This window comes from Pseudomonas sp. B21-028, from assembly GCF_024749045.1.
GTDB lineage: Bacteria > Pseudomonadota > Gammaproteobacteria > Pseudomonadales > Pseudomonadaceae > Aquipseudomonas.
In genome coordinates, this window is record NZ_CP087184.1 from 3,584,655 (window position 1) to 3,606,241 (window position 21,587).

Genomic DNA, 21,587 nt, shown 5'->3' on the forward strand with positions numbered 1-21,587 from the left:
CCCGCCAGCGGGCATAGGGTGGTTCCATCGACGCAACAGCGCGGATCCACTCAAACCCCACGAAGGCCATTGCCATGAAAACCCTCTCCCTGATCGCCGCCCTCAGCCTGCTGCCCATCGCCCAGGTCTACGCCCACGAAACAGCACCTTCGGAGAAGGTCCAGGTGTTGCAGGAAAAGATGCTGAAAAACCTGCCGGGCAAGAAAGCCATGATGCTGACCGTCGACTACGCCCCGGGCCAGTCGTCCATCGCCCACAAACATGAGGGCACGGCCATGGCCTACGTGCTCGAAGGCGCCATTACCTCCCAGGTCAAAGGCGAACCGGCGATCACCTACAAGGCCGGGGAGTTCTGGTATGAGGCAGCCGGTTCCGAGCACCTGGTCTCGAAGAATGCCAGCGCGACCGAGCCGGCAAAATTGCTGGTATTCATGGTGATGGGTGAGAAGGAAGCGGTGTTGATCCCGCTGAAAAAATAAAGATCCACCACACTACTCGCTCCCACAAGGAGAATCAGTGCCTGGCATGGACCGGCGCCCACAAAAAAAGCCCCGCATCTCTCAATGCGGGGCTTTTTCATTCAACGCCGGATCAGTTGGCCGTCAAGACCGTCTGACCTGCCAACGCCAGGTCCAGCAGTTCGCGGTTGGCAACCGCGTACATGGCGTAGTCGGTGGCGCTGGCGGCACGGATGTCCACCAGCATGGCACGCCAGCGCTCGACCATGTCCTGGTGCTGCTCCAGCCACAGCGCCAGGCGGGTTTCCACGTCCTGGGTGCCGTCGCCCTGTTGCAGGACCGAGATGGTGATCGCCCGTTGCTGCCAGTCGACGTCATCGCGGAACGCTTCGCGGGCCAGGGCCTGCCAGTTGTTTTCCACCGGCAAGGCACTGATCTGTTGCAGGTACCAGGTGATGTCCAGGGCGCTGCCCACGGCGAAGTAGGCCTTGGCCACATCGGCGGCGTTCTGGCCGGTGACGTCGGACGCCTCGATGATCGGCAGCAAGGTGTACAGGTGCGTGGTACCCGCAACCATGCGCGCCAGCAACTCTGGCACGCCGGCGGCCACGTAGGCCTGGTAGCGGGTCTGCCAGCCTTCGCGGGTCGGCCCTTCCAGCAGTTCGTCGAGCTTGAGGCCCAACGCCGCCAGGTGCGGACCGAAGTGAGCCACATCGCGAGCAGCGTTCTGCTCGTTACGGCGGCTGCGCAGGAACCAGCGGGTCGCACGACGGCCCAGGCGCATCAGCTCATCCATCAGCTCCAGTTGCACATCGGCCGACACCTGGTGGTCCAGGGCTTCGATCTGACGGAACCAGTGTGGGAGATGGAAGATGTCCCGCACGATCACATACGCGCCCGCCACGTTCGCCGGGCTCATGCCCGTGGACTCCTTGAGCCGCTGGACGAAGGTGATGCCCATGTGGTTGACCAGGTCGTTGGCGATCTGGGTGCTGACGATCTCGCGCTTCAGGCGATGGCGACGCATGGCCTCGGAGAACTTGTTCACCAGCGTCGCCGGGAACGCGGTTTCCATGTCCCGGGTCAGGTAGTCGTCGTCCGGTACCAGGGAGTTGAGCAGCGCTTCCTTGAGGTCGATCTTGCTGTAGGAGATCAGCACCGACAGTTCGGCACGGGTCAGGCCATGGCCTGCCGCGACGCGTTCGGCCAGCTGTTCTTCGGTCGGCAGGAACTCGATGGCGCGGTCCAGCTTGCCACGGACTTCCAGATCGTTCATCAGGCGCTTGTATTCGGCGATCCGCACGAATGCGCGACGGGCCGCCAGGGACAGGGCCTGGGTCTGCTTGTAGTTGTTGCCCAACACCAGACCACCGACTTCGTCGGTCATGCTCGCCAGCAACTGGTTACGTTGCTTGTCGGTCATGTCGCCGGCCTGCACCACTTCGTTGAGCAGGATCTTGATGTTTACTTCATGGTCGGAGCAGTCCACGCCGCCCGCGTTGTCGATGAAGTCAGTGTTGGTGGCGCCGCCATGCAGGCCGAACTCGACACGGCCCAGCTGGGTCATGCCCAGGTTGCCGCCCTCGCCCACCACCTTGCAGCGCAGTTCGTTACCGTTCACGCGCAGCGCATCGTTGGCCTTGTCGCCGACATCGGCGTGGCTTTCGGTGCTGGCTTTGACGTAGGTGCCGATACCGCCGTTCCACAACAGGTCCACCGGCGCCTTGAGCAAGGCGTTCAGCAGTTCGGTCGGGGTCAGCTTGTCGGCCTTGATGTCGAAACGTGCCTGCATCTGCGGGGTGATGGCGATGCTCTTCGCGCTGCGCGAGAAGATGCCGCCGCCTTCGGACATGATGCTGGTGTCGTAGTCGGTCCAGGCCGAACGCGGCAGGTCGAACAGACGCTGGCGCTCGGCGAAGCTGCTGGCGGGTTCCGGGTTCGGGTCGATGAAGATGTGCAGGTGGTTGAACGCCGCGACCAGTTGCAGCTTGTCGGACATCAACAAACCGTTACCGAACACGTCGCCGGCCATGTCGCCGACACCGACCACGGTGATGCTGTCTTCCTGGACGTTGATGCCGCGCTCGCGGAAGTGGCGCTGCACGCCGACCCACGCGCCCTTGGCGGTGATGCCCATTTTCTTGTGGTCATAGCCGGCCGAACCGCCGGAGGCGAAGGCGTCGCCCAGCCAGAAGCCGTAGTCGATGGCAATGCCGTTGGCGATGTCGGAGAAGGTCGCGGTGCCCTTGTCGGCAGCCACTACCAGGTACGGGTCATCGTCGTCATGCCGCACGACGTTGGCTGGCGGCACCAGGGCGCCGTCCTTGAGGTTGTCGGTGATGTCCAGCAGGCCGGAGATGAAGATGCGGTAGCAGGCGATGCCCTCGGCCGCGATCTCGTCCCGGCTGCCGCCCAGTGGCAGGCGACGGGGCAAGAAGCCGCCCTTGGCACCGACCGGCACGATCACCGAGTTCTTCACTTGCTGGGCTTTTACCAGGCCCAGGACTTCGGTGCGGTAATCTTCTTCACGGTCGGACCAGCGCAAGCCGCCACGGGCGACGTTGCCGAAGCGCAGGTGCACGCCTTCGACCCGTGGCGAGTAGACGAAGATCTCGAACTTGGGCACCGGCTTCGGCAGTTCCGGGATCAGGTGCGGGTTGAACTTGAAGCTGAAGTAGGACTTGTTCTGGCCGTGGGCGTCGGTCTGGTAGAAGTTGGTCCGCAGGGTGGCCTTGATCAGGTCCAGGTAGCGACGCAGGATGCGGTCTTCGTTGAGCACCTGGACGTCGTCCAGTGCCGTGAGGATCGCCTGCTCCAGACGCAGTTGCTTGTCTTCCAGGTCCTCGCCGGTGAGCTTGCGGGCCAGGTAGAAGCGGGTCTTGAACAACCGGGTCAACTCGCGAGCGATGTCGGTGTGGTTGTTCAGGGTGCTGGCGATGTAGCCGAGGTCGAAGCCCAGACGGATCTGCTTGAGATAGCGGGCGTAGGCACGCAGCAGCGCCACGTCGCGCCACGGCAGGCCGGCGGTCAGCACCAGGCGGTTGAACGCATCGTTCTCGGCATCGCCGCTGACGATGTGGACGAAGGCGTCCTGCAAGGTGTCGTTGAGCTGCTGGATGTCGAGGTTCACCCCTTCGGCGGCGGTGAAGGCGAAGTCATGGATCCAGAACTCGCGGCCGTTGGTGTGGCGCAGACGGTACGGGAACTCGCCCAGCACGCGCAGGCCGAGGTTCTCCAGGATCGGCAACACATCGGACAGCGCCAGCGGCGTGTCGGCGTGATACAGCTTGCAATGCAGCTCACGCTGGCCGGACACCTGGCCCAGCGGCTGGTAGAAGCTCATGACCAGCGGATTTTTTTCATTCAGGCTCAGCAGGTGCTGCATGTCGACCACCGCCGAATGCGCGGCAAAGCGCTCGCGGTAGCCGGCCGGGAAGCCTTTCGGGTAGTCGGCGAGCACGTTGGTGCCCTGGGCTTCGCCGAAGCTCTCGATGACCAGGCTCGCGTAGTCGTCCTGCCAGCTGCGACAGGCCTGCACCACTTCTTTTTCCAGCAGCAGCGGGTCGATGTCGATACGGTTCTTCGGGTCCACCCGCAGGATCAACTGCACGCGGGCCAATACCGATTCGGAGAAGAACGTCCAGAATTCGCAATCCGAGGCCTTCAGGCGATCCATCAGCACTTGCTGGATCTTCTGGCGCACTTCGGTGGAATAGATATCGCGCGGCACGTAGGCCAGGCAGTAGCAGAAACGGCCGTACGGGTCTTTGCGCAGGAACACGCGGATCTTGTTGCGTTCCTGGATCTGCACGATGGACATCACGGTGCTGAACAGCTCATCCACCGGGGTCTGGAACAGATCGTCGCGGGGCAGCACTTCGACCACCTGGGCCAGTTCCTTGCCCAGGTGCGCCTTGGCCTGGAAGCCCGAACGACGCTCGATTTCGGCGACCTTGCGGCGAATGTACGGAATAACGCGCACGCTCTCGCCATACACCGAAGAGGTGTACAGGCCCATGAAGCGGCATTCCTTGATGACCTTGCCGTCGGCGTCGATTTCACGGATCGACACATAATCCGGGTAAGCCGGACGGTGTACACGGCTCGGGTGCGCGGCCTTCGCGAACGACAGCGGCGTCGGTTCACGCAGGTAGTTGACGGCGTAGTCCTCGATGCGCAGGTCATCGGCGGTCAGGCCGGCGCGCAGCAGCTTGGTCAGGCCGAGGAACGACTCGGGGTCGTACTCGATATGGCCGCCATCGGCATCGTCACGGACCACGAACTCTTCATAGCCCAGGAAGGTGAAGTGGTTGCCCACCAGCCACTCCAGGAAGGTCTTGATCTCGCTTTTTTCTTCGGCATCGATGGCATAGGCGCTGTTGTCCAGGCTGGTGAGGATCTCCTGGACCTTGTCTTTCATCGGCTCGAAGTCGGCCACGGCCACGCGCACTTCACCCAGTACCTGCTCGAGTTCCTTGCTCAGGACGCTGAGTTCGGCGGCGTTGGCGCAGCGGTCGATTTCCAGGTACATCAGCGACTCTTGCAGCACGCCCTCGTCCTGGGTGCCCTTCGGCAGGATTTCCAGCAACTCGCCCTTGCTGCCACGGCGCACGCTCAGCACGGTGGTCTGCAGGGTATGGATGCTGTAGCCGCGGCGGTTCAGCTCGGTACGTACCGAGTCCACCAGGAACGGCAGGTCGTGGTGCAACACTTCCACTGCGGTGTGGGTCGACTGCCAGCCGTGGCGTTCGTAATCGGGGTTGTAGACGCGGACCTGCGATTGCGTGTGGTCGAAGCGCTCAAGCAGGCGCCAGGCGGACAGGGTGCAGCCGGCGAGGTCGGACAACCGGCGCTGGGTAAGTTCATCGAGGGAAATGATGCCGAAGAATTGTTCAGCAAACAGCGCCACTTGTGGCAGTGCCTGTTCACTGATGTGCTGCGCCAGTACCGCTTGCAGTTGATGCTGGAAGTCGGCTTTGCTGGCTGCGGTGAAGAACGCCATCTGTGGTACTCCGCTTGGGCTTGTTATTGATGGAAGCGTCATGCAGCCCCTTTCGGGCTGCCGGCCATCCTGTTCCTGATTCTCGGGCAGAGGAAACAGGACGACAGGTGGGTGAAGCTGGACAAGACCCGCAGGTCACATTCCATTTCCATGTCTTGGGCATCTACAGGAAACGCCCGTGCACGTGCGCATCCGTTGCGCAGCTTAACGAGTGCGACAAGGCCCCTGCTTGCAGCGCTGCGACATATTCGGTCATCGGCTAGCGCATCGAACAACCCTAGCAGCCTGCGGGGCAATCGGCACCCCACGATTTGAAATCGCGCACGGATTACGCAGGTGGTCGCAGTAAATCCTCCGTGCTGGCAGAATCCGCTTTTCCGCACCCGCAAGGCTCATCGAGCCAGGAGCCGCCCCGATGCAAATGACCACCGCCCTTCTGATCGCCAACCCGTGCGACGACGAAGAAGACAACATGGCCATGCTGTGCTGTCACAGCCTGCAGGGCGAAATGTTCCTGATGACCCGCTATCCCGACGAAGATGAACTGGAAATCGCCCTCGATGGCGAGCCGTCGACCCTGGACGGCGTGAAAGTCACCCTCAGCCCGACACTGCTGAAAATCGAAGTCGCCGCGGCGGACGCCGATGTGCTCAATGGCGATGACGTGCTGGAAATCAGCCATGACACCGATGAAGCGGACTTGGCGGAGGTGGAACTGACATTGCAGAACATCCTCAGGGGTGTCGGGACCTACGTCAGGCAGATTTGATTTCAGCGTTTGTACGGCCGCCTTCGCGAGCAGGCTCGCTCCCACCAAGGGATCTGCGGCCGCCGCTATTCCGAGAACACCTCGCAACCCTGCGGGAGCCGGGCTTGCCCGCGATAACACCGGCACATCCAACACCGCGTTCGCGAGCAAGCCCGCCCCCACAGGTTTCTCTGGCAACCACAGATCCTGCAATCAACCCGGAACCCCTGTGGGAGCGAGCCTGCTCGCGATAACGCCGGCACATCCAACATTGATGTTGGAGCTGTCCCCACCATAACGTTTACAATCGCCCCCCCCTTTTCCATCCCCCAAGGAACCGCCATGTCCGGGCTTGAACTGTTTGCCGCAGCCCTCGGCGTGATCGCTGTCTGGTTGACTGTCAAGCAGAACCCCTGGTGCTGGCCGATCGGCCTGGTCATGGTGGTGCTGTACAGCTGGATTTTCTACGACGTGAAGCTTTACTCGGACATGTTGTTGCAAGTGGTCTACGCCGCACTGCAACTGTACGGCTGGTGGCAATGGACCCGTGCCGGCCAACGTCATGACGGGCGCCAGGTCACACGGCTGGGTGGACCGTCGGTGCTGCTTTGTCTGGCTGTCGGGGCCGCGGGCAGCCTGGTGCTGGGCGCTGCCATGGCGCACTGGACCGACGCCGCCCAACCCTGGCTCGACGCGGCGCTTACCGGCTTCAGCCTCGTGGCCCAATGGTGGATGGCGCAGAAGCGCGTGCAATGCTGGCCTTTGTGGATCGCCCTGGATGTGATCTTCGTCGGCCTGTTCATCTACAAGGGGCTGCACCTGACCGCCGCGCTGTATGCCTTGTTCACCCTGCTGGCCGTGCAGGGCTGGCGGGAATGGCGCGCCGACCCGGCCCTGCGCGCATGAAGGTGGTGGTGTTGACCGGCCCCGAGTCTGCCGGCAAGAGCTGGCTGGCGGCGCAGTTGCAGGGGCACTTCGGTGGCTTGCGTGTAGACGAATACGTCCGCCACTTCATGGAACAGAACCCCCGCGACACCTGTCTGGACGACATCACCGAAATCGCCAGCGGACAATTGGCCTGGGAAGACGCAGCCCGCGCCCGACAACCGTCGCTGCTGATCCTCGACACCCACCTGTTGAGCAATATCCTCTGGAGCCGGACCCTGTTCGGCGACTGCCCGGACTGGCTGGAGCCGGCCTTGCTGAGCCGGCATTACGACCTGCATCTGCTATTGAGCCCCGAGCAGGTCGACTGGACTGGCGACGGCCTGCGCTGCCAACCTGAACTGGCGCATCGCCTGCAATTTTTCATGGCCATCGAGGATTGGCTGGTTCGGCATCAGCAACCTTTCCAGGTGATCGAAGGCGATTGGGCACAGCGTCAACGCCAGGTGTTCGCAGCCGTGACCCAATTACTCCAGGCCTGAACGGATCTCCCAGAAAAAGGTGGGATCATAGTGCCATCCTGTTGCATCCTTGAAACATCCCCGCCGCGTCAAACCCGGATCCAACGCTGTTTCAGCGGTTTGCCATCCTGACTGTCAAGTCACTGAAACACCCCCTCAAGAGCCTGGATCCAGAGCCATTTGACAGCAGATGGCCAATTGACCTTCACAAGGCTTGTCTCAGCCTTGAAACAGGTCACGCACCAGCCGTTGCGCCGCAACAGCCAACCTGTTGAATCAAAAGGCTTTTACAAACCCGGCACGACATCTGCTCTTTCCCCTTCGCAACGCTGGATAAAGGCCAGCCCACCGAAGAAGGAATCGATGCCGTGGGAACTTTCGATAAAAGTTTGACCGTCCTGTTGCTGATCGGCTGCGCCACCGGCGCGACCCTCAGCCTGCCGGTACAGGCCGAAGGCAACGGCGTCATCGTCCTCAACCGTGACGTGCAGCCCGTCCATATCGGTCGCAACGGTGGCAAGGATCCCTACCCGACCACCGTCAATGCCAACCCATCCACCCGAATCGGCCAAGCGACCACCAGCACCGAACTGAGCGACGGTGAATTTGCCAGCGTCGCCAGCGGCTCATCGATCCGCAACACCTTCAATACGAGTACCGGCGTACAAGGCCTGAATGTCGTGACCAACCCCAGCGGCATGCCCGGCATGAGGGCCGGCCATGGTGGCGGCAGTGGAGGTGCGATTTCCGGCACGATCAACCGCTCCCTGAGTTCAGGCCTGGCTCCGCTGGGTCGCCTGGCGGGAGGTCAATGACATGAGACCAGCCCTGTTCCTGCTGGCCCTGCTCGGCTCATCCACGGTATTTGCCGACCCCGGCGTGGCGGTGGTCAGTAGCGCCAACCTGCAGGACTCCGGCAGCCGTTATACCGGCAACTTCAACGTCAACCAGGCGGCGGGCGACCGGACCCAGCAGACCAACACCCGTGCCATTGCCATCGGCACCGAAGCCCAGGCCAGCACCCAGGTGCGCCAACGGCTGGATACCCCCGCCGATCCCTCCATGAACGCAACCGCCCGCATCGGCGGCAGCTCTTTCAGCAACGGCAACGGTGTGCTGGGCGTCAACCAGTCCGCCGGGGCCAACAACCAGATGGCCAATGTCATGCGGGTAGGCATCAGCGCCCAGCCGCAGAGCATTGACGACAGCGCGCTCTCTCAACAGAACGTGGCGCTGTTACCGAACTCAGGAGCAACTGGCGCCCCAACCGGCAGCCGCCAGGTCGTCACCAGCGACCAGGCCTTCACCGGCAGCCGAGGGGTCATCCAGGTGAACCAGAGCGCCGGGGTGGGGAACCGCATGGCCAACACCCTGAGCATCCGGGTCACCGACTGACCCGGGCAGTAGACCCATAAGAAAGTACCGACACACTTAACCAACGACACGCAAGGAGAAACACCATGAAACCAACAATGGCACTCAAACCATTGGTTTTCGCTCTCGCCGCTGTCATGGCAATGGCCGCACAGGCCGGTGGCAACGATAACAACCACGGTCACGGTCATGGCGGTCATGACCACCAAGGCCCGACGCTGGATCAACTGCTCTCCATCAGCGCCGGTGCTGGGGCTACGGTGCTGGATGAGCAGAACAGCGACGGCAACGTGGTGACCAACCAGGCCACCAGGAACACCGCTGAAGCCAAGGACTCGCTCAATGGCAGCAACGGTAACATGGGCGCCAACGTCGCGGCCGGCGACGGTAACCAGCAGGACAACGCCGCCGCCCTGGCCACCGCGGACGAAAGCTTCATCTTCGGTTCGGCTGTCTCCATGTCCAGTGCCACCCAGGTCAATAACAACAACTACGTCAAAAACAACTCGACTCAAAACAACGCGTCGCTCACCAACGCGGGCAACAACGGCTCCGGCAACATCGGCATCAACGTGACCGCCGGCAATTTCAACCAACAGAAAAACAACCTGGCCATCGCCGTATCGGGTGGCCGTGTAGCACAAGCCTCGGCCGCCGCCGACCAGACCTCTACCGGCCTGGTAGTGGATAACAAAGGCGTGCGGACCTACAAGACCGACACCCTCACCAGCACCTATGAAGCCTCCGGCACGTTCAAGGCCAAAGGCACCGGCACCGCCGAAGACAACGACCATGGCGGCTGGGGCAACAAAGGTGGTTATGGCGGCGGTCATGATGACGACAAGTTCAAGTTCTCCGCCGTGGGCACTTTCGAACTGGCCGGCAGCAACACCCAGCAAGTGCTGACCCGCGATGGCTGGAAAAACCCTGTCATCAACAACGCCACCATGAACAACTCCATGAACGGCTTCTCCGGCAACGGCGGCGCCAACGTGTCGGCGGGCGTGGGCAACCAGCAGAGCAATTCGCTGTCCATCGCTGCCGGCTGCAAAGCCTGCATGTAGCTACGTGTGAAATGGGGCCCCGGCAACGGGGCTTCTTTTCCAGGGTTTCCACAAGGCGTATCGATCATGCGTGCGACTGCCCTTTCCCTGCTGCTTTGCATGGCTTGTGTCACAGAAGCCGCGCAAATGCCGGTCGCCGCCCTCCCCGGCGGCATGCTGGTCTACAAACCGGTGCAAAGCGTGCGCGAGCGCAAGTTCAGCGACATCGTCGAGCAGAAAACCGATTTCAGTTGCGGTGCCGCCGCACTGGCCACGGTGCTGCGCCAGGCCTACTGGCTGGACGTCGATGAAGAGCATGTCATCAAGGGCATGCTGGTCAATGCCGACCCGGACCTCGTGCGTACCCAGGGCTTCTCCATGCTGGACATGAAGCGCTACGTGGAAAGCATCGGCATGCGCGCCCGAGGCTACCGGATACCGGCGCAAAAGCTCGAAGCCGTGACGATTCCAGTGGTGGTGCTGATGGAAATACGTGGTTACAAGCACTTCGTGGTGTTGCAGCGGGCCGACAAGCAATGGGTCTACATCGGCGACCCGGTGCTGGGGCACAAGCGCTACGCCCACGACGATTTCGTCAAGGGCTGGAACGGCATCGTCTTTGCCATCGTCGGTCCCGGCTACGACAAGACCAACGCACTGCGCAGCCCCCCGCAACCGCTGACGGCACGTAACAAGCTGGACGGGTTCAACCCGGTCAAGGATGCGGAATTGATGGATTTCGGTTTCATACAGAGCGACTTTTTTTAATCGCCGACCCACTGCCAACGACAAATACAAAAAGGAGCAGGATGCTCCGGGAGCGGTACATGAAAACTTCACACTGGCTGTCGCTGGCCTGCCTGGCCGCGACCGTGTCCGGCTATGCCCATGCCGGATTCAAACCCATCGAAATCGAGGACCACGAGCTCGCCGAGCTGCGCGGTCGTTATGTCATGCCAGGGCGGGTCATCAGCTTCGGCATCGTCATGAGCAGTACCTGGCGCAACGCCAGCGGCGACCTGATCGGCGCAACCAGCTCCATGCAGATCCAGGCCTCAACCGTCAAACCCGAGTTCTACGTTTCCACCATCAAGCAGACCGGCAACGGCAGCGCTCCGGAACAGGGCAGCGGCAACATTACCGGTGGCGCAGGTCTTGGGACGAGCCACGGTGTGACCCAGAGCGTACGCGCTGCCGGTGACGGCAATACCGCCTACAACAACGTCAGCATCAACGTGAAGGAAAGCAACCGGCCCTCCGCCCTCGTTCCCGCCCAAGGCCAGTTGCTGACCCGTGGCCAGACCATCAGCGGCAGCAACGCCGCCGGCAGCGTCGCGGTGACCGCTACCGGCAGCGGCATACAGATGGCGATCCAGGCCAGTCATAACCAGGGCAGCGCGTTGCAGCAAGTCGCCCAGGGTGGCCTTTTGCAAAATACCCGCCTGCTGGGCAACAGCAACCTGGTCAACAACATGACCCAACTCAATGTGGTGCTGAACAACAACGGCCCCAGCGCCGGAGCGCTGGACTGCAACCTGACGCAGCTGCGCGGCCTGCGCAACCTTGGGTATTGAACTACGCTGCCTTTCGACCACTGGGAAAATAGGGACGGCATTTTCATGTATCGATCCGTATCGTTGCGCGCTGTAATGTGTCTAAGCACGTTGTTCCCGGCGACTCTGTTGCAAGCGGCACCGGATGCGGACGTAGAGGCATTGAAACGGGAGCTGCTTGAGCTCAGGCAACGATACGAGGTCCAGCAAAAAGCCCTGGCGGTACTCGAACAGCGGGTACGTCAGGTGGAAGACCAGCCCGCCGCCCCACAGCCCAAGCGCCTGGTCAAATCCCCGGCCGACATGAAAGGCAACCAGAACGTGGCCGGCAGCGGCTACGGGCAGTCCCTGGCCGACGACTCGCAACCGGCCCAGAGTGTCTCCAACCTCTATGACGAGGCCAGCGGCTTCTTCGGCGGCGGCAAATTCAGCTTCGAGACCGGCGTGACCTATTCGCGCTACGACACCCGGCAACTGATCCTCAACGGCTTCCTGGCCCTGGATTCGATTTTCCTGGGCAACATCAACCTGGACCGGATCAAGGCCGACACCTGGACGCTGGACCTCACCGGCCGCTACAACTTCGACAATCGCTGGCAGTTCGACCTCAATGTGCCGGTGGTCTACCGGGAATCCACGTACCAGTCCGGGGGTGCCAATAACGGCGCGGCCGGTGTCACCAGCGAAGAAACCGTCACCCGCGATCCCACCATCGGCGATGTCAATTTCGGCATTGCCTACAAGTTCATGGACGAATCGATCAACACTCCCGACGCGGTGGTGACCCTGCGCGTCAAGGCCCCTACCGGCAAGGATCCATTCGGCATCAAGCTGCGTCAGTCCCAGAGCAACACCAACCTGTTCGTACCCGAGGATCTACCCACCGGCAACGGCGTCTGGTCGATCACCCCCGGGCTTTCCCTGGTCAAGACCTTCGACCCGGCCGTGCTGTTCGGCACCCTGGCCTACACCCATAACTTCGAAGAATCGTTCGATGACATCAGTTCCACCGTCAACCAGAAAGTGCCGGGCAAGGTGCGGATCGGCGACAGCTTCCAGATCGGCGCAGGCCTGGCCTTTGCGTTGAACGAGAAAATGAGCATGTCGTTCTCGGTATCGGACCTGATCCAGAAGAAAAGCAAGCTCAAGCAGGACGGTGGGGATTGGGAGTCAGTGGTCTCCAGTGATGCCAATGCCGGCTACTTCAATATCGGCATGACCATCGCCGCCTCCGACAACCTGACCATCGTGCCCAACCTGTCCATCGGCCTGACCGACGATGCGCCGGACTTCAGCTTCAGCCTCAAGTTTCCGTATTACTTCTAGCGCGGAACCCTGTGGGAGCGAGCCTGCTCGCGATAGCGGTGGATCAGTCACTAAACAGGTGTCTGCGCTACCGTCATCGCGAGCAGGCTCGCTTCCACAGGTTTTTCCAGTGACCTTGCTTCAGGGAGTGATTCAGCGGATCTGATGCTTGTGCAGCAGGCGATAGAACGTTGGCCGGGACACGCCCAGCACGCGGGCCGCGACGCTCAGGTTGTCACTGTGACGGTTGAGCACATCGCTCAGTGCCTGGCGCTCGGCACGGGTCTTGTAGTCTTCAAGGGTGCCCATCGGTGCCACGACCCCATGAGGGCTGGCCAGGCCGAGGTCCCGGGCTTCGATCTGCCGCCCCTCGGCCAGCACCAGGCCGCGACGGACACGATTGGCCAGTTCCCTGACGTTGCCCGGCCAGTCGTGCACGCCCATCGCCACCAGCGCATCCTCGCTGAAGCTGCGGGGCCGGCGGCCGGTTTCCTGGCTGTAGAGATGGGAAAAGTGACTGGCGAGCATCGACAAGTCGCCGTGGCGTTCCCGCAGCGGCGCCATCACCACTTGCAGCACGTTCAGGCGATAGTACAGGTCTTCGCGAAACAGCCGATGCTCGATGGCCGCTTCGAGATCCACATGGGTGGCCGCCAGTACCCGGACATCGACGGCAATCGGCTGGCTGCCACCCACCCGCTCAATGTGCTTTTCCTGCAGGAATCGCAGCAGATTGGCCTGTAACTCCAGCGGCAGGTCGCCAATCTCATCCAGAAACAATGTCCCGCCGTGGGCCGCTTCGATGCGGCCGATCTTGCGCTGGTGAGCGCCGGTAAACGCCCCTTTTTCGTGACCGAACAATTCGGACTGGATCAGATGTTCGGGGATGGCGCCACAGTTGATGGCAATGAACGGCTTGTTGCGACGCAGGGACTGCGAATGCAGGGTGCGCGCCACCAGCTCCTTGCCGGTACCGCTCTCGCCACGAATCAATACCGGCGACTCGGTGGGCGCCAGCTTGCCCAACAACTTGCGCAGTTCACGAATCGGCTTGCTGTCGCCCAGCAGTTCATGCTCAGGGAGTTGGATATGAACCGAGCCCTGTCCGCGCAGGCGCGCCATGCCAAACGCCCGGCCCAGTGTCACCTGGACCCGTGACACATCGAAGGGCAACGTATGGAAATCAAAAAACCATTCGCAGACAAAATCGCCCACATTCTTCAGGCGCAGCACTTCCTGGTTGAGCACCGCGATCCACTCGGTACCGCTGCGGCTGATCAATTCCTTGACCGCCTCCGGACGCTCCAGGTGAAAAGGTTGCAACCTCAAAAGGCCTACGTCGCACGTTCGATCACCGGCATGTTCGAGCGAGCAACTCTCTACCGCCCAACCAGCGGTGCGTAGGCCCGGTAACAGGCGATGGCAATCATCGCAGGGATCAACCACGAGCAGACGACGTGACGTACTGGCTTCGATCATGACTGATCCTTGGCGCCAAAAATAAGAAATATGATTAGAAACAGTCGTTTGGCGGACCTGCATGTAACAGTAGCAAGAAGTTGACACTTCCTTGTATCAATTGATTATTGAAATCACTTAAAAATGGTTATAAGCGAGCGTTTCGTTAGTTGTCGTGGCGCAAATCTTTCAAGATGCTTTCAAACAAAAGGCTTTTTACCGGGTCTGAAAGAAAATCGAAATTTATTCGAGGATTGTGTGACCTGACCCACGGTTCGGAACATCAGTACAAGTAACCCGCCGCACGGTCCGCCCAACCGACGGCACATCATCTGATTGGGCACTTTTATGAGAGAACGCCATGAACGCCCCGCTCCGTATCAACGAAGCTCTTTTGATTGCCGACCGCGCATTTAAACCTTTCCAGTGCGTGGCCTGGGCCCCGCAGGATGGTAACGGCGAGTTGAGCCTTACCGTCGTCGACCGCACCAATACCCATATTGGCCGCACTCAGATTCCAAGCAGTGCCTATACCGATCCAGCCCAACTGGCCAACCTGTTGAAACAGGCCCGCGCCGAATTGAGCCAGGAAGGTTACAAGTTGCAATCCTGGTCGATGCCGGAATAAACACCCTCTTTTCCGTATACAGTCCGAGCCTGTATTGATAGCAGGCTTGGCACTGAGTCGAAAAGCCATCGCTCTGGCACGATTCGCAGCTATTTGTGCAAGGTTTGACAGTTGTGCGCTGTCACATTCAGGGATTGAATGTTGCCCTCATGCAGTCATCGCCCCTCCGGGCCGGTCGACGCGCAAGGAGAGGCAGGCATGCTCAATCAATTCGCGCCTGAGCTTCCAATGGCGGCGGTACACGCCGGCCAACTGGATGCTGGCTTTGCCAACAACGGCAAGGCATTGGTTCAATTTTCCGGCAGCACTTCCAGCCTGACCACCGGGCTGACCCTCGACCGTACCGGAAAAATTCTGGTGGCGGCCAGGATCGAGACACCTCATGGCAGCCGGTTCGGGCTCGCACGGCTCAACCACGACGGTTCGACCGATCCGGGCTTTGGAACCGGTGGCTGTGTAATCGGTTCTTTTGAGCCCGGCTTCGAAGCAACGGCAGCCAAAGTGACCGAGCTGCCCGACGGAAAAATTCTATTATCCGGCCTGCATTACGAAAGCACCGACCACACCCTCCCTGCCCTGGCCCTGTTCGATCAACAAGGCCACCCCGCTCCCGGTTTCGGCAACGCCGGGCAACAAGTCATCCGGATCGAAGGCAATCTCTCCCAAGGTCTGCGCGACCCCTGGCTGCCACCTGGCCTACCAGGCCTCGAAGCCTGCGACATGCGCGTGCAGGCTGACGGTCGGATTCTGTTACTGGCCAACCATCATTACCAGCTGTCCGACCATGTCGGCATCCTGATCCGCCTGCTACCGGACGGCACACTGGACAGCTCATTCAACAGAGGCGGTTTTGTCATGGTCCGGCGCCTGTTGAAGAACACCTGGCTGAGCTGTCTCGCACTCCAGGCCGACGGCAACATCGTAGTGGGCGGCGCCATCGATCTGCCCCAGCAAGGCTTGATGGTGCGCTATGACCCCAGCGGCAGACTCGATGACAGCTTCGGCGAGAACGGCTTCCTGTCCATCGCCGCCAAGGAGTGCAGCGTGATGATCAACCAGATCGTTCAACATCAGAACGGTGATCTGCAAGCGTTCGGCAGCAGTCGCGACCCTATGTATTGCCTGTCCCTGAAGGTGCACCGGGACGGCAAGCCGGATCAACACTGCAACCAGGGACAGTGCCAGCTCCTGGAGATCGGACGCAACGCCAGCCAGTGGACCGCCGCCCAGGTTCAATCCGATGGAAAGCTGGTCACCGCCGGAGCCACCTTCGGTGGTATCGAGGCCGACTTCATTCTGGCCCGGCATCTGTCGGACGCCAACCTCGACCCGGCGTTCGGCCAGGGCAAAGGCTGGGTTCGCACGCGACTCGGCTACAGCCTGGACACCGCCACCTCCCTGGCGATACAGGCCAACGGAAAAATCCTGGTGGGAGGCCATTCCCTCCACGGTACCTACCAAGCCGTGGTGACCGGATATTGGGCATGATCCGGAAAACTTCAAGCGTGATTGAAGCGGTATGAATTCCTACGCTTGATATTCCGCATTGCTTACGGCAAGTTGCGCGCTTCTAAATAAAAGGAGCAGCCGATGTCCGGTTCTATGACTCAGGCGTTCGCCCACAACTTCCTTGGGCACTCACCACGCTGGTACAAGGCGTGCATCATCACCTTCCTGATCGTCAATGCCCTGGTATTGTGGACCCTCGGTCCGGTCGTGGCGGGCTGGATGCTGGTGGTGGAGTTTATCTTCACCCTCGCCATGGCCCTCAAGTGCTATCCGTTGATGCCCGGCGGCCTGTTGCTGATCGAAGCCCTGGCGCTGGGCATGACCACCCCCAAGGCGCTGTACGACGAGTTGCTGCACAACTTCCCGGTGATCCTGCTGCTGATGTTCATGGTGGCCGGGATCTACTTCATGAAGGATCTGCTGCTCTTCCTGTTCTCCCGCCTGCTGCTGGGCGTGCGCTCCAAGGCGCTGCTGGCCTTGATGTTCTGCTTTCTCTCGGCGTTCCTGTCGGCCTTTCTCGATGCGTTGACCGTCACCGCGGTGATCATCAGCGCCGCCGTGGGCTTCTATTCGGTTTATCACCGCGTCGCTTCGGGAAATGATCCACGCCAGGACAGCAGCGTCGATGAGGACCACGACCTGCCTTCCTTGCACCAGGGGGATCTGGACCAGTTCCGGGCATTTTTGCGCAGCCTGTTGATGCACGGTGTCGTCGGCACCGCGCTGGGTGGTGTATGCACCTTGGTGGGAGAGCCACAGAACCTGCTGATCGGCCATGAAATGGGCTGGCACTTCGCGGAGTTCTTCCTGAAAGTCGCCCCTGTCTCGCTGCCGGTACTGGTGGCCGGGCTGCTGACCTGCGTGGCACTGGAAAAGCTGCGCTGGTTCGGTTACGGCACGCTGCTGCCGGAAAACGTTCGTGCCGTGCTGGCCGACTACGCGGAGCAGGACAACCGCGAGCGCACCTCACGGCAGCGCGCGGCCCTGATCGTCCAGGGCATCGCCGCACTGATCCTGATCGTGGCCCTGGCCCTGCATATCGCCGAAGTCGGCCTGATCGGCCTGGCGGTGATCGTGCTGATTACCGCGTTCACCGGCATCACCGATGAGCACCGACTGGGCAATGCGTTCAAGGACGCGATGCCGTTCACCTCGCTGCTGGTGGTGTTCTTTGCGGTGGTGGCGGTAATTCATGACCAGCAGTTGTTCACACCGCTGATCCAATGGGTACTGGCCCTGCCCGCCAATCAACAGCCCGGCATGTTGTTCATCGCCAACGGCCTGCTGTCGGCCATCAGCGACAATGTGTTCGTGGCAACCATTTACATCACCGAGGTGAAGCAAGCCTTCGTCTCCGGCCACATGAGCCGCGAACAGTTCGAGACCCTGGCGGTAGCCATCAATACCGGCACCAACCTGCCCAGCGTTGCCACGCCTAACGGCCAGGCCGCCTTCCTGTTCCTGCTGACCTCGGCCATTGCCCCGCTGATTCGCCTGTCCTATGGCCGGATGGTATGGATGGCACTGCCGTATACCGTGGTCATGGGTGGCTTGGGGTGGTTTGCGGTGACGTATTGGCTGTAGCCAGGGATCTTGCAGCCCAACGCGGAGCCCTTGTGGGAGCGAGCCTGCTCGCTCCCACAGGTTCCGGTTCAGTTATCGCGGCAGGATGTAACGTTCGATCGCCAGCGCCGCGCCGTCTTCGGTAACAGATGCGGTAATCACGTCGGCCTGGCGCCTGATCGCCTCTTCCGCCTGCCCCATGGCAATCGACAGGCCCGCGCGGTGGAACATCGCCGGGTCATTGCCGCCGTCTCCCATGGCCGCCGTCTGCTCCAGCGGCACACCCAGAAATGCCGCCAGGGTCGACAGTGCCTCTCCCTTGTTGGCGTGTATCGCCGTAACGTCCAGGTAGATCGGTTGCGAACGCGACACCTGGGCCTGGCCCTTGAGCAGCGGATGCAAGCGGGCCTCCAGCTCGACCAGCAGTTCCGTATTGGCGCTGGTGGCGACGATCTTGTCGATCCGCTCCAGGTAGGGCTCGAAACTTTCCACTTCAACGGGCGGATAGCCCAGGCCACGGGTTTCCACCGGCACCATCGGCCCGTGGGCGTCACGCACCAGCCAATGGCCGTCGGCAAACACCCAGACCTCGATGCCAGGCTGATCGGCGTACAGCGCCAGGGTCGTCAACGCCACCTCGGGTGGCAGGTAGTGCACGGCGAGGAAACTGCCGTCCGGATGAACCAGGGTACCGCCATTGAAGGCCGCCGTGGGCAAGTCGACACCCAGGGCTTCGATCTGTTGCAACATCGCCCGGGGCGGCCGTCCGGTGGCGAGGCTGAACAACACACCGGCCTCGCGCAGGGATCGAACGGCTTCGATGGTGCGCTGGTTGAGGCTGTGATCGGGCAGAAGCAGCGTGCCGTCCATATCGCTGAGCAAAAAACGGATGGGGCGTTTCACTTGATCACTCATCCGAGGTCATGCCAGGCGCGACCATCGCGTGCCAGCAGGTCATCGGCGGCCGCCGGGCCATCTTCTCCGGCCTTGTAGGGCTGGACGGTCGCGTCCTGCTGCCAGGCGTCGAGAAACGGCTGCACGGCACGCCAGCCATTCTCGATGTTGTCGGCACGCTGGAACAGGGTCTGGTCGCCGGTCAGGCAATCGTAGATCAGGGTTTCGTAACCCGTGGATGGCTGCATTTCGAAGAAATCCTTGTAGGCGAAGCCCAATTCAATATTCGCCATTTTGAGGGCCGGTCCCGGCCGCTTGGCCAGCAGATCGAACCACATGCCTTCATTGGGCTGGATCTGAATCTTCAGGTAGGTAGGCTGCAATTCCTCGACTTCAGTATCGCGAAACTGCGCATACGGCGCCGGTTTGAAGCAGATGACGATTTCCGTGTCCCGCACGCTCATGCGCTTGCCGGTACGCAGATAAAACGGCACCCCGACCCAACGCCAGTTGTCGATCATGACCTTCAGCGCGACGTAGGTTTCGGTGCCGCTGTCGGTCGCCACGTTGGCTTCATCGCGATAACCGTTCACCGGCTTGCCATCAATGGTGCCAGCGACGTACTGGCCGCGTACCGAATTGACGCGAGCCTGTTCCACCGACCAGGGGCGGATGGCCCCGACGACCTTGGCCTTCTCCCCTCGTACCGCGTCGGCACCGAAGGCGGCCGGTGGCTCCATGGCCACCATCGCCAGCAGCTGGAACAGATGGTTGGGCACCATGTCCCGCAGGGCGCCGGTATGCTCGTAAAAACTGCCACGGGTTTCCACCCCCACCGTTTCGGCGGCGGTGATTTGCACGTGGTCGATGTAATGATTGTTCCAGAACGCTTCGAACAAGCTGTTGGAGAAACGGCTGACCAAGATGTTCTGTACGGTTTCCTTGCCCAGGTAATGATCGATCCGATAGATCTGCCTCTCGCTCATGACCTTGAGCAAGCAGGCATTGAGCGCTTCGGCAGTGTGCAGATCCGAGCCGAACGGCTTTTCGATCACCACCCGCCGAAAGGCATCAGCCTGTTCCTCAAGCAACCCGGCCGCACCGAGGCGGCGGACCACTTCACTGAAAAAGCGCGGCGCGGTCGCCAGGTAGAACACCGCATTGCCGGTACCGCTGGCGGCGATCTTCGCTGCCAGCGCTGTGTAGGTGCTGTCGTCGAGGAAGTCACCCTGCACGTAGCTGATGCCCTTGGCCAAGCGGCCCCATAGCACCGGGTCGAGCGCACGGCCGGCATCGCCGCCCTTGCTCGCCGCTTCGTGACGGATGAAGTCCTCGAGTTTCCTGGCGAAGTCCACGTCGCTGATGGCGTTGTGATCAACGCCGATGATCTGCAGTCCATCCCCCAGCAACCCGTCACGGCTGAGGTGGTACAGCGCCGGCATCAGCAGGCGCTTGACCAGGTCACCATGGGCACCGAACAGGAACAACGTGGTCGGCGGTGCGGGTTCTGCCTTGGACTTCCTGCCGATCGAGGTCATTTTTTCGGCGTCTCCACATGGCCGCCGAAGCCGAAGCGCATGGCGGACAGCATTTTGTCGCCGTAGGTACTCTGCTGGCGGGAACGGAACCGGGCGAACAGCGAACTGGACAGCACCGGCACCGGCACCGCTTGCTCAATGGCCGCCTCGATGGTCCAGCGTCCTTCGCCGCTGTCGGCCACTTCGCCGGAAAAGCCGTCCAGCTTGGGATCGCTGGCCAGGGCATCGGCTGTCAGGTCCAGCAACCAGGACGAAACCACGCTGCCGCGCCGCCAGACTTCGGCGATGTCGGCCAGGTTGAGGTCGAAACGCTGTTCCGGTGGCAGGCTTTCGCTGGACTTGGTCTTGAGGATGTCGAAGCCCTCGGCGAAGGCCTGCATCATGCCGTACTCGATGCCGTTATGGATCATCTTCACGAAATGCCCGGAACCCGCGGGGCCGGCATGGATATAGCCACGCTCGGCGCGATCGTCGTCGGACTTGCGGTCACGGGTGCGGGGAATATCGCCCATGCCCGGCGCCAGGCTGGCGAACAGCGGGTCCAGGCGCGTCACCACGTCGGCATCGCCGCCGATCATCATGCAATAACCGCGCTCCAGGCCCCAGACGCCGCCGGAAGTGCCCACATCCATGTAGCTCAGACCCTTTTCCGACAGGGATTGAGCGCGACGGATGTCATCCTTGTAATACGTATTACCGCCATCGATGATCACATCGCCTGGCTCCAGCAACTCGCTGAGCGCGTTGATGGTGTCTTCCGTGGGCGCGCCGGCCGGCAGCATGACCCAGACCGCTCGCGGTTTTTCCAGCCCGGCCACCAGTGCTGGCAAATCCGCCACGCCCGTGGCGCCTTCCTGGGCCAGGTTTTCGACGAACGCGGCATTGCGGTCATAGACCACCGTGGCATGCCCATTGAGCATCAGGCGCCGCGCAATATTGCCGCCCATGCGGCCCAGTCCAATAATCCCGAGTTGCATGTGCTGATGCTCCCTACTACAAATAAAGGTAAGTCAAAGGTTTAGCTTCAATATGATTTGGCTGCGACAAATGGAGGTTAGTCCAGAGCCTTGCTGCATAGTTTCCGGTTAATTCGTGCGATCACAAGGGG

General features: G+C 61.3%; 18 protein-coding genes. 13 read left to right on the forward strand and 5 right to left on the reverse strand.

Features of this window, described 5'->3' with window-relative positions; genetic code table 11:
• The first annotated feature begins 74 nt into the window (after positions 1-74).
• The gene (locus LOY35_RS15555; RefSeq protein WP_047703262.1) at positions 75-479 is read left to right on the forward strand and encodes a cupin domain-containing protein; all 405 of its coding nucleotides are present in this window, start codon (positions 75-77) and stop codon (positions 477-479) included.
• Positions 480-591: 112 nt separating this feature from the next.
• Here the strand turns inward: LOY35_RS15555 and LOY35_RS15560 are convergent, their stop codons facing one another.
• Positions 592-5,460 (reverse strand): NAD-glutamate dehydrogenase, encoded by a 4,869-nt coding sequence (locus LOY35_RS15560; protein WP_258624544.1) that lies wholly within the window; start codon positions 5,458-5,460, stop codon positions 592-594.
• A 415-nt stretch (positions 5,461-5,875) separates the two neighbouring features.
• On the opposite strand from LOY35_RS15560, the gene LOY35_RS15565 reads away from it, so the two are divergent.
• The 9 genes from LOY35_RS15565 (at position 5,876) to LOY35_RS15605 (ending at position 12,910) form a co-directional block, all read left to right on the forward strand.
• Positions 5,876-6,229 carry a hypothetical protein gene (locus tag LOY35_RS15565; protein ID WP_258624545.1) on the forward strand — a complete coding sequence of 118 codons (354 nt, stop codon included), beginning with the start codon at positions 5,876-5,878 and terminating at the stop codon, positions 6,227-6,229.
• A gap of 321 nt (positions 6,230-6,550) precedes the next feature.
• Entirely contained in the window at positions 6,551-7,114 is a 564-nt protein-coding gene (gene pnuC, locus LOY35_RS15570; RefSeq protein ID WP_258624547.1) for a nicotinamide riboside transporter PnuC, read from the forward strand.
• Positions 7,111-7,635 (forward strand): AAA family ATPase, encoded by a 525-nt coding sequence (locus LOY35_RS15575; protein WP_258633650.1) that lies wholly within the window; start codon positions 7,111-7,113, stop codon positions 7,633-7,635. The genes pnuC and LOY35_RS15575 overlap by 4 nt, the downstream gene beginning before the upstream one ends.
• 347 nt (positions 7,636-7,982) lie before the next feature.
• A complete protein-coding gene (locus LOY35_RS15580) occupies positions 7,983-8,429 on the forward strand; it encodes a hypothetical protein (protein ID WP_258624548.1) in 447 nt (148 codons plus the stop codon).
• Between the two features lies 1 nt (position 8,430).
• The gene (locus LOY35_RS15585; protein ID WP_258624550.1) at positions 8,431-9,009 is read left to right on the forward strand and encodes an adhesin; all 579 of its coding nucleotides are present in this window, start codon (positions 8,431-8,433) and stop codon (positions 9,007-9,009) included.
• A gap of 65 nt (positions 9,010-9,074) precedes the next feature.
• Positions 9,075-10,052: a heme utilization protein gene (locus LOY35_RS15590; protein WP_258624555.1), complete on the forward strand. Its 978-nt coding sequence runs from the start codon at positions 9,075-9,077 to the stop codon at positions 10,050-10,052.
• 66 nt (positions 10,053-10,118) lie between these two features.
• Positions 10,119-10,799 (forward strand): C39 family peptidase, encoded by a 681-nt coding sequence (locus tag LOY35_RS15595; protein ID WP_258624558.1) that lies wholly within the window; start codon positions 10,119-10,121, stop codon positions 10,797-10,799.
• A 59-nt stretch (positions 10,800-10,858) separates the two neighbouring features.
• Positions 10,859-11,605, forward strand: coding sequence for a hypothetical protein (locus LOY35_RS15600; protein ID WP_258624560.1), 747 nt, complete (start codon positions 10,859-10,861; stop codon positions 11,603-11,605).
• A 45-nt stretch (positions 11,606-11,650) separates the two neighbouring features.
• Positions 11,651-12,910, forward strand: coding sequence for a hypothetical protein (locus LOY35_RS15605; RefSeq protein WP_258624562.1), 1,260 nt, complete (start codon positions 11,651-11,653; stop codon positions 12,908-12,910).
• Positions 12,911-13,042: 132 nt separating this feature from the next.
• On the opposite strand, the gene LOY35_RS15610 is transcribed toward LOY35_RS15605, so the two are convergent.
• A complete protein-coding gene (locus tag LOY35_RS15610; RefSeq protein ID WP_258624565.1) occupies positions 13,043-14,368 on the reverse strand; it encodes a sigma-54 dependent transcriptional regulator in 1,326 nt (441 codons plus the stop codon).
• A gap of 340 nt (positions 14,369-14,708) precedes the next feature.
• Between LOY35_RS15610 and LOY35_RS15615 the strand changes: the two genes are divergently transcribed.
• The 3 genes from LOY35_RS15615 (at position 14,709) to nhaB (ending at position 18,068) form a co-directional block, all read left to right on the forward strand.
• A complete protein-coding gene (locus tag LOY35_RS15615) occupies positions 14,709-14,975 on the forward strand; it encodes a hypothetical protein (RefSeq protein WP_047698525.1) in 267 nt (88 codons plus the stop codon).
• Positions 14,976-15,173: 198 nt separating this feature from the next.
• A complete protein-coding gene (locus tag LOY35_RS15620; RefSeq protein WP_258624568.1) occupies positions 15,174-16,463 on the forward strand; it encodes a hypothetical protein in 1,290 nt (429 codons plus the stop codon).
• 102 nt (positions 16,464-16,565) lie between these two features.
• Positions 16,566-18,068, forward strand: coding sequence for a sodium/proton antiporter NhaB (gene nhaB, locus LOY35_RS15625; RefSeq protein WP_258624571.1), 1,503 nt, complete (start codon positions 16,566-16,568; stop codon positions 18,066-18,068).
• Positions 18,069-18,140: 72 nt separating this feature from the next.
• Here nhaB and LOY35_RS15630 read toward each other — a convergent pair whose 3' ends face one another.
• The 3 genes from LOY35_RS15630 to gnd are packed head-to-tail and all read right to left on the reverse strand — an operon-like array spanning position 18,141 to position 21,480.
• Positions 18,141-18,962 carry an HAD family hydrolase gene (locus LOY35_RS15630; RefSeq protein WP_258624574.1) on the reverse strand — a complete coding sequence of 274 codons (822 nt, stop codon included), beginning with the start codon at positions 18,960-18,962 and terminating at the stop codon, positions 18,141-18,143.
• On the reverse strand, positions 18,959-20,479 hold the full coding sequence (zwf, locus tag LOY35_RS15635; protein ID WP_258624576.1) for a glucose-6-phosphate dehydrogenase: 1,521 nt from the start codon (positions 20,477-20,479) through the stop codon (positions 18,959-18,961). The genes LOY35_RS15630 and zwf overlap by 4 nt, the downstream gene beginning before the upstream one ends.
• Positions 20,476-21,480 (reverse strand): phosphogluconate dehydrogenase (NAD(+)-dependent, decarboxylating), encoded by a 1,005-nt coding sequence (gnd, locus tag LOY35_RS15640; RefSeq protein WP_258633652.1) that lies wholly within the window; start codon positions 21,478-21,480, stop codon positions 20,476-20,478. Before gnd ends, zwf begins: the two co-directional genes overlap by 4 nt.
• Between the last annotated feature and the right edge of the window lie 107 nt (positions 21,481-21,587).